Origin of the sequence: Actinokineospora cianjurensis (assembly GCF_003663795.1) — a bacterium.
GTDB lineage: Bacteria > Actinomycetota > Actinomycetes > Mycobacteriales > Pseudonocardiaceae > Actinokineospora > Actinokineospora terrae.
This window is the reverse complement of sequence record NZ_RCDD01000005.1, coordinates 275,456-288,746: the sequence shown is the minus strand read 5'-3', so window position 1 is coordinate 288,746 and position 13,291 is coordinate 275,456. Positions and strand designations below refer to the sequence as shown.

11 protein-coding genes are annotated in these 13,291 nt (G+C 70.0%); 6 read left to right on the top strand and 5 right to left on the bottom strand.

Annotated features, from left to right (window positions below; genetic code table 11):
• The first annotated feature begins 967 nt into the window (after window positions 1-967).
• The 4 genes from CLV68_RS26610 to CLV68_RS26595 are packed head-to-tail and all read left to right on the top strand — an operon-like array spanning window position 968 to window position 5,154.
• Complete coding sequence (locus CLV68_RS26610; protein ID WP_121393627.1) at window positions 968-1,984, top strand: methyltransferase; 1,017 nt, start codon at window positions 968-970, stop codon at window positions 1,982-1,984.
• A gap of 27 nt (window positions 1,985-2,011) precedes the next feature.
• On the top strand, window positions 2,012-3,040 hold the full coding sequence (locus CLV68_RS26605) for a methyltransferase (protein WP_121393626.1): 1,029 nt from the start codon (window positions 2,012-2,014) through the stop codon (window positions 3,038-3,040).
• A gap of 31 nt (window positions 3,041-3,071) precedes the next feature.
• Window positions 3,072-4,265, top strand: coding sequence for a methionine adenosyltransferase (gene metK, locus CLV68_RS26600; RefSeq protein ID WP_170224597.1), 1,194 nt, complete (start codon window positions 3,072-3,074; stop codon window positions 4,263-4,265).
• Window positions 4,266-4,269: 4 nt separating this feature from the next.
• Window positions 4,270-5,154: a methylenetetrahydrofolate reductase gene (locus CLV68_RS26595; RefSeq protein WP_121393625.1), complete on the top strand. Its 885-nt coding sequence runs from the start codon at window positions 4,270-4,272 to the stop codon at window positions 5,152-5,154.
• A gap of 605 nt (window positions 5,155-5,759) precedes the next feature.
• Here the strand turns inward: CLV68_RS26595 and CLV68_RS26590 are convergent.
• From CLV68_RS26590 to CLV68_RS26580, 3 genes are all read right to left on the bottom strand, one after another.
• On the bottom strand, window positions 5,760-7,163 hold the full coding sequence (locus CLV68_RS26590; RefSeq protein WP_211346775.1) for an FAD-binding oxidoreductase: 1,404 nt from the start codon (window positions 7,161-7,163) through the stop codon (window positions 5,760-5,762).
• Between the two features lie 87 nt (window positions 7,164-7,250).
• Window positions 7,251-7,781, bottom strand: coding sequence for a flavin reductase family protein (locus tag CLV68_RS26585; protein WP_211346774.1), 531 nt, complete (start codon window positions 7,779-7,781; stop codon window positions 7,251-7,253).
• 9 nt (window positions 7,782-7,790) lie between these two features.
• The gene (locus CLV68_RS26580) at window positions 7,791-9,017 is read right to left on the bottom strand and encodes a styrene monooxygenase/indole monooxygenase family protein (protein WP_121393624.1); all 1,227 of its coding nucleotides are present in this window, start codon (window positions 9,015-9,017) and stop codon (window positions 7,791-7,793) included.
• Between the two features lie 235 nt (window positions 9,018-9,252).
• On the opposite strand from CLV68_RS26580, the gene CLV68_RS26575 reads away from it, so the two are divergent.
• The gene (locus tag CLV68_RS26575) at window positions 9,253-9,888 is read left to right on the top strand and encodes a TetR/AcrR family transcriptional regulator (RefSeq protein WP_121393749.1); all 636 of its coding nucleotides are present in this window, start codon (window positions 9,253-9,255) and stop codon (window positions 9,886-9,888) included.
• A gap of 50 nt (window positions 9,889-9,938) precedes the next feature.
• Here CLV68_RS26575 and CLV68_RS26570 read toward each other — a convergent pair whose 3' ends face one another.
• Complete coding sequence (locus CLV68_RS26570) at window positions 9,939-10,199, bottom strand: hypothetical protein (RefSeq protein ID WP_147460177.1); 261 nt, start codon at window positions 10,197-10,199, stop codon at window positions 9,939-9,941.
• Window positions 10,200-10,870: 671 nt separating this feature from the next.
• Entirely contained in the window at window positions 10,871-11,812 is a 942-nt protein-coding gene (locus tag CLV68_RS26565) for a hypothetical protein (protein WP_121393622.1), read from the bottom strand.
• 212 nt (window positions 11,813-12,024) lie between these two features.
• Here CLV68_RS26565 and CLV68_RS26560 point away from each other — a divergent pair, with 212 nt between their 5' ends.
• Window positions 12,025-12,999: an aldo/keto reductase gene (locus CLV68_RS26560; RefSeq protein WP_425454882.1), complete on the top strand. Its 975-nt coding sequence runs from the start codon at window positions 12,025-12,027 to the stop codon at window positions 12,997-12,999.
• Window positions 13,000-13,291: the final 292 nt, after the last annotated feature.

The window sequence follows — 13,291 nt, the reverse complement described above, 5'->3', positions numbered from 1 at the left end:
GGTGCTGCTGTTGCCGCGTAACCGCTGCTGACCTGCGACTTCTTTCACGGTCGGGTGGCGACATTCACCTGGTTCAGGGACAGAAGTTATCCACATGTGGATCTTCGAGGCGCTGTGTGGAGATCGTTTGTCGGGGGGTACCGGTAGGCTGGGACCTGGGACGCCCCCCGGAGAGGGTGGGGGCTGGGGCAGGACTGGCGTGCGCGCGCGAAGCGGTTGTGGTGGGGGTTAGAGCGGGCGGTAGAGGTGTCGGGGCGCGGTGGGGGTAAGCGACAGACGGCGGGGGTGGCGGCTGGCTGTGGGATAGCGGCCACCGAGTGGGGTAGCGGCAAGCGGTAGGGGTAACGGTGGGCGGTGGGGCCGTCTGGGCGCGGTGCGGGAAGCAGCCGACAGGCGGGCGTGGGCGGGCGGTAGAGGTGTCTCGGCTCGGTGGGCGCCGACGAGTTGTGGTGGCACTCAGCAGATCGCAGGAACGCCCATGGGTGGTGGGTAGCGGGGTGGGGTGCGTGAAGGCGGTATCGGCGGATGGCGCGGGCTCTTGGGCGGCGTAGCAGGGACGGGGCTGGCGGAGAACTCCACACCACGCCCATCGACAGCCGCTATCTCCTCAGCGCGCCAAGCCCCTGCCCGCCACACCACTGCCTCGCCGCCCATGCACTCGCACCGCGCCGAGGCGCCTCACCGAGGCAGCAGGCAGCAGGCAGCAGGGGTGGCTGGCTCGATAGGCGCATCAAGCGGGTAGTGGCGTGCCGGTGAGCGGGCAGTGGCACCAACCCGGCAAGGTCGAGTCGCGCGTGGTGGGTCGCGTGATCGCGTGATGTGTGGGCGGGTGGGGCGGCGGGAGGATGGCTGGGCAGGTGCCTGGGGCGCGGCGTGTGTCGGGTGGCTGTGGGACCGGTGGGGCGGGTGCGTGCCCGTGTGCCGTGTCGACTTGGGCAGTAGCGATCCCTGACCTGATGGAGATGTGATGTCCCAGGACGTGCCGCCTGCCGTGCGGATGTACGAGATGCTCTACGGCTCGTTGACCAGTCACCTGTTGGTCGTCGTCGCCGAGCTCGGGGTGGCGGACCACTTGCGGGAGGGTGAGCCCAAGCACGTCGACGAGTTGGCGAAGCTGACCGAGAGCCACCCGCGCAGCCTCTACCGGGCGCTGCGGGCGTTGGCCAGTGTCGAGGTGTTCACCGAGGTCGAGGACCACGTCTTCGGCCTCACCCCCCTCGCGGCCACCCTACGCGGCGACACCGAGGCATCCATGCGCGACTTGGCCCGCTACGTCGGTCTGGCGCCGCGGCAGCAGGCGTTCGGGGCGTTGCTGCACAGCGTCCGCACCGGGCAGCCCGCGTTCAACCACGTGCACGGCACCAGCTGGTGGGAGTACCTCACCTCCCACGGCGAGCTGGCGTCGGTGTTCAACGCCGCCATGGGGAACATGTCGCAGCTGGTCAACGGCGCCACGCTCGACAGCTACGACCTCAGCGGGGTCCGGCGGCTGGTCGACGTCGGCGGCGGCAAGGGGCACCTGGTCGCGTCGATCCTCACGCGGTACCCCGAGATGACCGCGGTGCTCTACGACCTGCCGCGCGTCGTCCCCGCCGCCGAGGAGGTGCTGCGCGAGGCCGGTGTCGCCGACCGGGCGCGGTGCGTCGGCGGTGACTTCCTGGAGTGGGTGCCCGAGGGCGGCGACCTCTACGTCGTGTCCTGGACGCTGCACGACTGGGACGACAAGGACTCCGTGGCGCTGCTGAGCAACATCCGCCGGGTGCTGCCCGCCGACGGCACGCTGATCGTCATCGACGAGGTCCCGCCGCCGGGGGACGCGCCGCACTTCGGCAAGTTCGAGGACATCGTGATGCTGGCGCTGCTGACCGGGCACATCCGCACCGAGGCCGAGCTGGTGCCGCTGTTCGAGGCGGCGGACCTGCGGATCACCGAGATCAGGGCGACGTCGTCGCCGACCAGCGTGATCGTGGCCGTTCCCGCCTGACCCACCCCGCGAAGGAAAGGACCACCGATGGCCACGACCGACTCCCCCTCGCCGTTGCCGCTGATGGCGCTGGCCACCAGCTTCTGGCAGTTCAAGACCCTCGCCTCGGCCTATGAGCTCGGCCTGTTCACCCTGCTGTCGGGCACCGAGGGCGTCACCGCGGCCGAACTCGCCGAGGAACTCGGTACCCAGGAGCGCCCTGCGGAGATCCTGCTGACCGGCTGCGCGGCGCTGGACCTGCTCGAGAAGCGCGACGGCCGCTACCGCAACAGCGCGCTGAGCGAGGAGTTCCTGGTGCCGGGCAAGGCATCGCACCTCGGCGGCCTGATCACCATGTTCGACCAGCGGCTCTACGCGGGCTGGGACAAGCTGACCACCGCGGTGCGCACCAACCGTCCGACCACTTGGGACCCGGACAAGGAGCGGTCGCTGTTCGAGAGCGCCGACCCCCGCATGCTGGAGGTCTTCTGGGAGGCGATGCACGCCATGTCCACCCAGACCGCGCGGACCCTCGGTGAGCACGTCGACCTGAGCCGCTACAAGGCATTGCTCGACGTGGGTGGCGGTTCGGCGGCGTTCGACATCGAGCTGACCCGGGTCTACCCGCAGCTGCGCGCGAACGTCTACGAGCTCGCCTTCGTCGCCGAGATCGCCGCGCACAACATCAAGGCGGCCGGGGCGGCCGAGCGCGTCGGCACGATCGACGGGGACTTCTTCACCGACCCGGCCTTCCCCGGCGGGCACGACCTGCACCTGTTCTCCATGGTGATGCACGACTGGGACGAGACCCGCAACCGGGTGCTGCTGCGCAAGTCGTTCGAGGCGCTGGAGCCGGGCGGGTCGGTCGTGCTGTGCGAACTGCTCGTCAACGACGAGAAGACCGGGCCGCTGCCCGCGGCGATGATGAGCCTGAACAAGCTGATCGAGACCGAGGGCCGCAACTACACCGTCGCCGAGTACGCGACCTGGCTGACCGACGCCGGGTTCGCCGACCCGGAGGTCATCGCCTTCGACGCGGTGGGCGCCAACGGGGTCGTCATCGCGCACAAGCGCTAGGGGCGGGCACACGAACTTCCAAGGGAGCGACATGTCGTCGAGGCTGTTTTCCAGCGAGTCGGTGACCGAGGGCCACCCGGACAAGCTCTGCGACGCGATCAGCGACTCGGTGCTCGACGCGCTGCTGCGCGTGGACCCGAGGTCGCGGGTGGCGGTGGAGACCCTGGTGACCACCGGGCAGGTGCACGTGGTCGGGGAGGTGACGACGCAGGCGTACGCCGACATCCCGGCCATCGTGCGCGAGGTGGTGCTCGACGTCGGCTACGACTCCTCGGCCAAGGGGTTCGACGGGAACTCGTGCGGGGTGAACGTGGCGATCGGCGCGCAGTCGCCGGACATCGCCCAGGGCGTCGACACCGCCTACGAGTCCAGAGTGGAGTCCGCGGACGACGAGATCGACCGGCAGGGCGCGGGCGACCAGGGCCTGATGTTCGGCTACGCCAGCACCGACACCCCCGAGCTGATGCCGCTGCCGATCGCGCTGGCGCACCGGCTTTCCCGGCGGCTGACCGCGGTGCGCAAGGACGGGACGCTGCCGTACCTGCGCCCGGACGGCAAGACCCAGGTGACCGTGGAGTACGCGGGCGACCAGCCGGTGCGGCTGGACACCGTGGTGGTCTCCAGCCAGCACGCCGACGGGGTGGACCTGGAACGGATGCTGGCCAAGGACATCCGCGAGCAGGTCGTGGCGCCGGAGGTGGCCGCGCTCGGGTTGGACGCCTCGGACACCCGGCTGCTGGTGAACCCGACCGGCCGGTTCGTCATCGGCGGCCCGATGGGTGACGCCGGGCTGACCGGCCGCAAGATCATCGTCGACACCTACGGCGGCATGGCCCGGCACGGTGGCGGCGCGTTCTCCGGCAAGGACCCGTCCAAAGTGGACCGCTCGGCGGCGTACGCGTTGCGCTGGGTGGCCAAGAACGTGGTGGCAGCGGGGTTGGCTTCGCGGGCTGAGGTACAGGTTGCTTACGCCATCGGCAAAGCAGCGCCGGTCGGGTTGTTCCTGGAGACCTTCGGCACCGAGACGCTGGATCCGCTGAAGATCCAGCAGGCCATCCGCGAGGTGTTCGACCTGCGGCCCGCGGCGATCATCCGCGACCTGGACCTGCTGCGCCCGATCTACGCGCAGACCGCGGCGTACGGCCACTTCGGACGGACTGACATCGACCTGCCGTGGGAGCGCACGGACCGGGTCGACGCGCTGCGCCAGGTCGTCGGGGCTTGAGGCCATGACCACGGTGCTGGAGCGGTTGCGCGGCGCCGACCCGGTGTTCTCGGTGGAGTTCTTCCCGCCCCGCAACGACGACGAGGAACGGTTGCTGTGGCGCACGATCCGCGAACTGGAGCCACTCGACCCGGCCTACGTGTCGGTGACCTACGGCGCGGGCGGCTCGCGGCGGGACCGCACGATCCGCACCACGGGCAGGGTGGCCACCGAGACCACCCTGCTCCCCGTGGCGCACCTGACCGCGGTCGACCACTCCATCGCCGAGCTGCGCAACGTCATCGGGTGGTACGCCTCGGTGGGGGTGCGCAACATCCTCGCCATCCGCGGAGATCCTCCCGGGGATGTCAATGGTGAGTGGGTTCCACACCCGCTAGGACTGTCCTATGCGGAGGAACTGGTCCGACTGGTTCGTGAATTGGGCGACTTTTGTGTTGGGGTGGCAGCTTCTCCTTACGGCCACCCTCGCTCTACGGATCTGGCAACCGACACCGAGCACTTGGTACGGAAGCTGCGCGCGGGGGCGGACTACGCCATCGCCCAACTCTTCTTCGACGCCGACGACTTCCTGCGGTTGCGCGATCGGGTGGCGGCGCGCGGGTGCGACGCGTTGCTGGTGCCGGGGGTGATGCCGCTGACGACGATCCGGACGTTCACCAAGGCGGTGGAACTCGCCGGTGTGCCCGCGCCCACCCGGGTGGTGTCCCGACTCCTGCGCTGGGAGCACGACGCGCCCTCGTTCCGCAAAGCGGGAATCGACCTGGCAACGGAGCTGTGCGCCGACCTGCTGGCCGAGTCCGTGCCCAGCCTGCACTTCTACACCCTGAACCGCTCGAAGGCGACCCGGGAGGTCGTGTCCAGACTGGGGTTGGTCCGCGCGAGGGTGTGAGACGGCCGTGGGCCCGCTTGTCGGGCTCACGGCCTCACCCTTTTCGAACGACTCGCCCGCTCTGCTGCTGCCGTCACCCGGTCCACTTCTCTGGCCTGGCCTTTCCCACTACGGACCGCCTGGGTGTTCACCCGGTTCAGGGACAGAAGTTGTCCACATGTGGATCTTCGGCGGCCTGTTTCAAGATCTTCTGTCGGGGGGTGCCGGTAGGCTGGGACCTGGGACGCCCCCCGGAGAGGGTGGGGGCTGGGGCAGGACTGGCGTGCGCGCGCGAAGCCGGTTGCGGTGGGGGTAGCGGCGGGCGGTAGAGGTGCCGAGACGCGGTGGGGATGCCAGGGCGCGGTGGGGGTAAGCGGCTAGCGATAGGGCAACCGGGGGGCGGTGAGGGCTACCGAGCACGGTAAGGCCCGGGTGGGCTGTGGCAGCGGCGGACGTGTGGTGAAGGCAAAGACGGTGAGGGTGAGTGGGGGTGCCAGAGCGGCGGGAGGGGTGAGGTTGCCGGCAGTAGGACGTTGGCGGGCTGCTGGTGTGGGTGCGGAAAGGCCCGTGGGCCGGGTGGGGGTCGCTCCCCGCCGGGCCCACGGGCCTTCATGTGAACATCCCCTCTAGGCGGGAGGGATGTTGTGGTTGACCCGGAAGAGGTTTGTGGGGTCGTACTGGCGCTTGACCTCGCGGAGGCGTTGGTACACCGCTGGTTCGTAGGCGGCGCGGACCGTGGCCTCGTCGGTCTCGTGGCTGCCGATGAAGCAGAGGTAGGGGCCGCCGGTGGTCCAAGGGGACATTGTGGACAGGACGGTGGTCTGGTAGTCGACCGCTTCCGTTACCTTGTCCGGGGTGGGGACGCTGGCGAGGAAGAGGCTGAAGGCGGCGTCGCGGAAGCTGATGGCGTTGGGGGTGGCTGGTTCGCGGGTGAAGGCGCCGCCGAGTTGGCGGACTTCCACGGCCAGCAGGGGGCTGTTGGCGTCCGGGCCGATCAGGTCGATCAGCGTGTCGAGCGCGGCGTCGTCGAGGGAGCGCAGCAGGGTCGAGCGCTCGTAGTACGGGCCGGGTTCGGTGGGGTCGTTGTTGATGGTGCCGATCTCGGTGTAGGGCAGGTCCGCCAGGGTGTCGATCAGGCGGGTGCCGATGGCGCGCAGTGGGGTGACCAGCCGCTCGCCGTCCTCGGCCGAGCCGAAGTAGAACACCCGGATGTGCGCGATGTACTTGCCGCGCAACGGTTCCGGGAACACGTCCAGGTCCGGGAAGCGGATGAAGGCGATGGACGACGCCAGCTCCTCCGGGGTGGTCGTGGTCCAGTCGCGGTAGGTCCGCAGGATCTCGGCGGCGTTGTCGCCCTCGAAGAACAGGCCGCCGCCGTAGAGGCGGGTGACCGGGAACAGGCCGATCTCCATGGCCGTGATCACGCCGAAGTTGCCCTTGCCGCCGCGCAGCGCCCAGAACAGGTCCGGTTCGGACGTCGCGGACGCGGTGAGCGCCACGCCATCGGCGGTGACCACGTCGAACGAGCGCACGTGGTCCGCGGCGTACCCGTTGGCCCTGCCCAACGGGCCGACGCCACCGCCGATGGCGTAGCCGATGGCGCCGACGAGCGGGGACGACCCGTTCGGCGGCGCCAAGCCCTCCTTGGCCGCCGCGGCGACGACCTTGCCCCACCGCGCCCCCGCCTCGACCCGCGCGGTCCGAGCGGCGGCGTCGATGGTGACGCCGTCGAGACCGCGGGTGACGATCAGCAGCCCGTCGTCCGCGGTGGTGGACGGGCCGTGCCCGGTGGCCTGCACGGCAACCGGCAGCGCGTGCGCCGCGGCGAACGCCACCGCGTCCCGCACGTCGCCCGCGTCAGCGGCCACGACGGCGACCGCGACCCGGTGCGGCGCGGTCTGGTTGTGCGCGGCGATCGCCTCGGCGTACCCAGGGGTGTCGGGCAACAGCACGTCACCGCGCAACCGGCTGTCGAGGTCGAACGCGGCCTCCCGGAGTGCCGGTGTGCCTGCCACGGACGAGGTGTTCACCAAGGGTCCTTTCTCGAGCGGGAATGTCTCCGGCGGGGACCGGTGGGAGCGCGGGGATTGCTCAGCGACTGACGACGTCGTCGACGTTCAGTAGCTGAAGAAGTCCTCGGTGATCGTCGTGTGCAACACCCGGTAGCCGCCCGTGTAGAAGACCAGGGGGTCGCCGTCCTGGTAGTCCAGGTGTTCCACCTCGCCGATGTGCAGGATGTGGTCGCCCGCCTCGTGCACGTCGACGACGCGGCAGGCGATGCGGGCCAGGGAGCCGACCAGCAGCGGGACCCCGGCGACCGTCTCGAACTCGGGTTCCAGGGCGGCGACGGGGCGGCCCGCGAAGTGTCGGGAGTGGACTTCCTGGTGGTCGGCCAGGATGCTGACGCCGTAGCGGCCGGACTGGGCGAGCAGTGGCCGCATCCTGGTCTTGCGGTCCAGCGACACCAGCACGAGCGGTGGGTCGAGCGAGACGGACAGGAAACCGTTGGCGGTCATGCCGTGCACCTCGCCCTCCCACTCGGTGGTGATCACGGTGATCCCGGTGGTGAACCGACCCATGGCCCGGCGGAACGTGGTCGAGTCGAAGCGGGCCCGGTCCTGGTCGCGCTGCGGCGTTCGCGCTGTCATCGCCGACGCCTAGGCCGCGAAGGAGGCCAGGTAGGCGCGGGTGCGCTCGGGGGTGGACATGATGTCCCACTGCCGCTCGGGGAAGTTGAAGTTGTCCACCACGTCGCGGCAGACGCGGTCGTCTTCGTTCATCCGCGCGAACAGCTCCAGCAGGTGCGGCGCGGGCTCGCGGCGGACCATGAAGTTCGCCCAGTCGGCGGCCGACATCAGGTGACCGGCGCGGCGATTGGCGATGCGCAGGCAGAGCCGCTCGTCGAAGCCCAGGTCCTCGACGATCGCGGCGCCGACGGTGAACGCCGAGAACGATGCCGTGTTGGCGCCCTGGCCGATCATCGGGTCGACGGTCATGTGCGCGTCGCCGAGGGCGATGGCGTACTTCCCGTTGGGCAGCCGGGTGTAGTCCTCCCGCACGACCGGCGTCACGCCGCCCTGCAGCACGTCCTGCGGCCGGGTGACGCCGAACAGGTTCGGGTCGACGCGCTCGAACACGCCGGGGAAGTGCTGCTGCAGCTTGGCGAGCACCAGTTTCTCGAACGCCGACGGGTCCTCGTCGTAGCGGGTGTCGCGCAGCTCGTTGAGGTCGCTGGCGCCCGGGATGGCCTCGAACAGCAGGCCGGTGACGTGGCCCTCGTGCGAGTACATCGGGATCTCCAGCAGCTCCCCGTGCCCCGGGGACACGCTCAGCGACAGGCCCTTGGGGTCGTTGTAGGTGACCCCGTGGTAGAGCCCGACGGCGAGGTTGCGCTGCGGGGAGTCGTAGGGCGACTTGTCCGCGCGGCGGCCGAACATCGCGCCGAGCCCGGCCCGGCCGGTGGAGATCACCATGACGTCGTGCTGCTCGGAGAGCTCGACGATGTTGTTCGGCGTCACCGGGCGCACCGCGAGGGTGCCGCCGCGCTCCTCGAAGTCCTCGGCGAGGCGCGGCAGGTAGACGCGGTAGTCCAGGGCGCGCGACGGGGTCGGGAAGTCGCCGCGGAAGTACATCGGGGCGGGGCCGCCGATGTAGTGGTGGTTGCAGAAGTAGCCGTACTCCTGCAGGTCCCAGTGGTCGACACCGAGCTCGGCCTCGCGGTCGAGGGTGGTGCGGTGGTGGGCGACGGTGTTGAGCAGCCGCCCCTCGGCGAGCTGCGCGGCGGTCTTGTCGCTGTAGATGGTGACCGGGATGTCGTGCTTGCGCAGGTAAAGACCGAGGTGCAGTCCTGCTATGCCACTGCCGACGATTCCGATGTTGGGCACGGTGGTGACTCCTTGGCGATCGGGGGCCGCGCGGTGCTGCCTGCGCGGGACTGGGCTGGGATCCGGTAAGCGGAACCGCCTCCTCTTAATCCGAGGCTATACGCGGCGCGGTCGATCCGCAACAGTAAGTGGAGGAAGTTCCGTTAATCTCGACCCGACGGTGCACGGGTCCGGCCCCGGCCGCGTAACCTGCGGTGTCTAACGCTGTCGTCGGCGAGTGCAGGAGGGATCCGAGGTGGCGAGCGAGCCTGTTGAGCTGCCGGTGAACGGCCTGGTCGGGCTGCCTGTGGTCGGCTTGCCCCCGACCGAGCGGGCCGACGCGGCGCGCAACCGCAGGAAGATCCTGGACGCCGCGGCGCACATCGTGGCCACGGCGGGCGTGGACGGCCTGTCGATGGAGGAGGTCGCCCAGCGCGCCGGGGTCGGCATCGGCACGGTGTACCGCCGCTTCGGCGACCGCGCGGGTCTGGCGTACGCGCTGCTCGACGAGCGGGAACGCGAGTTGCAGACGGCGTTCCTGAGCGGCCCTCCCCCGCTCGGCCCCGGCGCCGAGCCGGTCGAGCGGATCAAGGCGTTCCTGCACGCGCTGCACGACCGGGTGGAGGCCCAGCCGGACCTGCTGGTGGTGGCCGAGATGAACTCCACCCACGCCCGCTTCACCGGCGGCGCCTACGCCGTGCACCACACGCACCTGGTCACCCTGCTCAACCAGGCCCGCCCCGGCTGCGACGCGCACTACCTCGCCGACGCCCTGCTGGCCCCGCTGGCGGCCAGCACGATCACCTACCAGCGCCTGCGCGGGATGAGCGCCGAACGCATCAAGTCCGGTTTGGACGAACTGCTGGAAGGCATCACCAAACCCAGCACTTGAAGGGTCGTCCTGCGCGAACCGCTGGTGCGCAAACGCTTACGCAGGCGCCGTTAGCGGACCTGCACCAGCGAGACCCTGAACTCCTCCACCACGGCCAGGGTCGCCGTGCACGCCTGCACGCTCACCGCCGTGTCGAGCGCCGCGTCGCACTCGGCCGCGATCGATGCCGATCTGTCCTCCAGGTAGAAGAAGGTCAGGTTCGGCAGCTCGGCCTTCAGCCGGGCCGGTTCCCTTGCTACCGCAGGGTCGACGAGCACCCGGGCCGGGCCGCAGCGCGCGATGTCGCGCAGCAGCGGGAACGGGTCGGCCACTCCGCGAAGGTCCGCGCGTGGGCCGTTCTTGGCCGTGCCCAACCACGGGCCTGGCCAGGTCGAACCGCGACCGGTCGAGGTCGAGGTGCAGTGCGGCATAGCGCCTCGGCGGGAACGACGCCATGGACTCAAGATAGAGGGAGGTCAGCCGCAGCGCGTCGAAGTTGTCGTTGGCCTCGGTGTTCGCGTAGACCAGTCGCGGCTGGAATTGGTCTTTTCGGGCCGCGTCGATGCCGCGCAGGGCCTCGCCGAGCAACCACGGTTCCCAGTGGTCCACCTGACCGACGACGAAGAACTCGATCTCGCGGCTCGCGACCTTCCCGGTTCCCGGAGATCTGAGCCGGTCGAGCAGCACCGGGTCGACCGGCTTGAGGAGCTCCCACTCGTCGGCGGCGAGGACGGCGAAGCAGCCGCTCTTGTCCTCAAGGGACGGACGGGCCATCCGGGCGTCGACCGTGGGCCACCGGGTCGGCGAGCAGTCGTCGGGTTCGGCCGCGACAACGACACCTCCCGCCGCGATCAGCAGAATCGTGCCCACGCCCGCGAAAGCGAACCGAGTCGTTTTCCGTGCACGGCCTTCCGGGCGGTCGATCGCGGTGGCGATCAGGCGTTCCTGGAGGCGCACGTGCCCGAACTGGTAGTGGCCGCCTGTCCCCCTGAGCAGTCCGCGCTCACGGGCGTCGGCGAGGAACCGCACCGATCGCCACGGCAGCCGTCTGATCAGCGCCAAACCCGTTCGGACGACGAGGAAGCGCGGCCACATCCGCGTCGAGCCCGACGGTGAACGCCATCGCGGCGACCACGCCGAACAACCCGAACAGGCCGACGGTGGTGCCGAAGTCGGTCACGGGCGCGAGCACGGCGGTCACCACCGACGTCAGCACGAAGATCGCGCCCACGGTGCAGGCGAGCCCCATGCCGCGCCAGAAACCGATCGGCCGGACCCGTTGGCGCCCCGGCGTGGCCGCTGCCTGCTCCGGAGCCGCGCGGCCGAGTGCCAGCCACCCCGACACGGCACCCACCACCAGCAGGAACACGGCCTGGAGCGGCAGGTACGGGACCAGGTCCGCCAGCAGTCCGGAGGTCCGGAACGTGCGTCCCCAGTCGAAGGTCCCCGGTAGGGCCAGCACGAGCGCGCCGCCTGCGAGGAATCCCAGGACGGGGGCGACGAAGGCCGCCGCGTCCGACCGGTGCGCCAACTGGGCGGCGGACACCGACCGCTTCTGCTCGCGGTGGAGGTGTTCGGCGAGGTAAGTGAGCCAGCGGCGGGCCTGCCTGGTGTTCCAGCGGCGGGCGTACCAGGGGTCGTGCGAGGTGTCGGCGGGGTAGGCGGTGTCGGACAGGTAGGTGGCTATGTCGTCGACTGGGACGGGGAGGACTAGGTGGTTGGTGAGCAAGGTGGTGAGGGTGCGGGTGCGGTCGCCGTAGTAGAGGGCGGCCAGCTCGCGGACCAGCCTCTTACTGCCGGGAAGCTTGGTGAAGCCATCGGCCAGAGTCCTCGCTGCCTGGTCCGGGTTGCCGTCGACCCTGCCTTCGAGTTTGAGTCGGACGGCCACCACCGCGGCCACGGTGGCGGCCGCCGCACGCAGGCGTCTGCGCGAGTCGCGGGGCATGTGTGCCTGATCGACTCCGGTGCCGGAGTCGTTACCGTCAGTGGTCGGAAAATCGGGGGCGGTCGAGCCGGGGCGTCGTTATGCTCCGCGCGCCTGGTCCTGGCCCCGCCGTCCGGTGGTCGGCGTGGGGCCGGGGGTTGTCCGCGTCACCGCGGCGCGGGCGGGAGGAGATCCACGTGGTGTTCCGTGCCGCGAACGACAGGTACGACTCGATGGCATACCGGCGGTGCGGCCACAGTGGACTGCTGCTGCCCGCCGTCTCGCTCGGCCTGTGGCACAACTTCGGTGTCGGCGGTTCCTTCGACACCCAGCGCGCGATCCTGCACCGCGCGTTCGACCTCGGCGTCACGCACTTCGACCTGGCCAACAACTACGGTCGCCCCGAGTTCGGCTCCGCGGAGACCACGTTCGGGCGCGTGCTGGACACCAGCCTGCGCCCCTACCGCGACGAGCTGGTCATCTCCACGAAGGCGGGCTACGAGGCATGGCCGGGGCCGTACGGGAACCTCGGGTCGCGCAAGTATCTTTTGTCCTCTTTGGACCGTAGCCTGCGCAGGCTGAACACCGACCACGTCGACGTCTTCTACTCGCACCGCCCGGATCCCGACACGCCGATCAGCGAGACCATGGGAGCGCTGGCGAGCGCCGTCAAGCAGGGCAAGGCGTTGTACGCGGGCATCTCGAACTACGACCCGGAGCAGACCCGCGCCGCCGCGGCCGCCCTCGCCGAGCACGGCGTGCCGCTGCTGGTGCACCAGCAGGAGTACTCGATGTTCGAGCGCGGAGCCGAGGACGGCCTCCTCGACACCCTCACCGACTCCGGCACCGGCTGCGTCGCCTTCTCCCCCTTGGCCCAGGGCCTGCTCACCGACCGCTACCTCGACGGCACCGTTCCTGCGGACGCCCGCGCGGCCAACAGCATCTTCCTCAGCGCGGACAACATCACACCGGTCTACTTGGAACGCGCCCGCGCCCTCCGCGACATCGCCGCCGAGCGCGGGCAGACCCTTGCCCAGCTGGCCTTGTCCTGGGTCCTCCGCGACAGCCGGGTCGCCTCTGTGATCATCGGTGCGAGTTCGGTGGGCCAACTGGAGCAGAATGTCTTGGCCGCCCAGGCCGCACCGTTGACCGAGGCCGAACTGGCCGCCATCGAACCGCACGCCGTCCACGGGACTGGGTGGGACTAGCCACGGCTCGCCTTCGGCATTGCGGGTGGGAGACGGCTCGCCTGCGGCATTGCGGTGGGGCGCGAGAAAGCGAAGAGCTCGATGGGGCGAACTTGTTTTGCGCGGGGCCCCTACAACACCCGTGGCAGAACCGCAAAGCAGGGGCCGAAAAGCAGGCCCTGCCGCGTGAACGACGCTACGGCTGCTGTCCCCCCACACAAAACAAGTCCGCCCCATCGAGCCGGCTTGGCACCAGCGGATCCGAGGAGCGGCTGTCGGCCAACGTCTAGGAGGGGCACGTTGGGACAAGTGG